The sequence below is a fragment of the Bartonella sp. CB10SXKL genome (assembly GCF_042195515.1).
Classification (GTDB): domain Bacteria; phylum Pseudomonadota; class Alphaproteobacteria; order Rhizobiales; family Rhizobiaceae; genus Bartonella.
The window spans coordinates 1-908 of the sequence record NZ_JBHION010000101.1 but is presented as its reverse complement, the minus strand read 5'-3'; the positions used below and the strand labels follow the sequence as shown (position 1 = coordinate 908).

General features: G+C 31.8%; 2 protein-coding genes. One reads left to right on the top strand and one right to left on the bottom strand.

Translation table 11 applies throughout. The features are described from left to right. Nucleotides 1–235: 235 nt before the first annotated feature. Nucleotides 236–538, bottom strand: a complete 303-nt coding sequence (locus ACFIK3_RS09660) for a helix-turn-helix domain-containing protein (RefSeq protein ID WP_183229374.1) — start codon at nucleotides 536–538, stop codon at nucleotides 236–238. A 91-nt stretch (nucleotides 539–629) separates the two neighbouring features. On the opposite strand from ACFIK3_RS09660, the gene ACFIK3_RS09655 reads away from it, so the two are divergent. Beyond that, nucleotides 630–881, top strand: coding sequence for a helix-turn-helix transcriptional regulator (locus tag ACFIK3_RS09655; RefSeq protein ID WP_273791720.1), 252 nt, complete (start codon nucleotides 630–632; stop codon nucleotides 879–881). Nucleotides 882–908 lie beyond the last annotated feature (27 nt).

Below are 908 nucleotides of genomic sequence, written 5' to 3'. Positions count from 1 at the left end.
TCAGAATTTATAAACACTGGTTTATTCACAAATGCCTCCATACTGCCTATTGGCAAAAGTTATTTTCTAAGATATGGGATATCTTGATACCAAAATGGTAATTTAAAGTCAATACCAAAATGGTTATTTTTTATTTTTTATTTTTTATGAGTAGAACAAATGGATGAAAAATGGTCAATTAATACGCAAATATTGGAACTATGGAATAAATTGACAGAAGATGAAAAAAGAGAGTTTATTCTTTTTTATCTTGATAAAATGAAGAAAGGAGATCCAGAAGTTTAACCTTATTATCGTAGCTTAGATGCTCTAACATATCTTCAATTTGTTCATCTAAGCTATTAGGCTTATTTCCTGAAAACAACAATTGTTTGGGAGTAATTTTTAAGTGTGGTGCCAAACGTATAGCCCACTCTTTTGTTAATTTTCGTTGCCCATTTTCTAAACGAAAAATTTGTGGCTGACTAGTTCCCACCAATTCGGCTAATTCTTTTGGAGTTAAACCGACTTTTTGTCTGAAAAATTTCAAATTATTCATGATTCTTATCCTAATTAAAAAAAAAATCCTTTCAAATGCCAATATGGTAAAATTTCCTTGTTTTAATAATACCGATATGGTATAAAAAGGAATGTCTAAACTAAAACTGTATTTATCAAAGAATAATATTACTTATGCCGAGTTTGCGATTTTGGTAGGTGTTACGCAAGCATCTGTAGCACGCTATGTAAATAAGAAGCGATTTCCGCATCCTAAGATAATAAAAAAGATAGCAGAAGTTACCGATAATTACATAAGCCCTAGCGATTGGTATCAAGAGAATTTTCCTTCAATTGCAAAAAGTTCCGGCGTTGATAGCGCGCGTGAGACTTTGCAGCCTTAAGGAGGTGATGATGGCTGTAGAAAAGAA

What these genes read in the sequence shown, in the direction of transcription:
- ACFIK3_RS09660 (WP_183229374.1), bottom strand. Translation starts at nt 538, where the DNA reads ATGAATAATTTGAAATTTTTCAGACAAAAAGTCGGTTTAACTCCAAAA.
- ACFIK3_RS09655 (WP_273791720.1), top strand. Translation starts at nt 630, where the DNA reads ATGTCTAAACTAAAACTGTATTTATCAAAGAATAATATTACTTATGCC.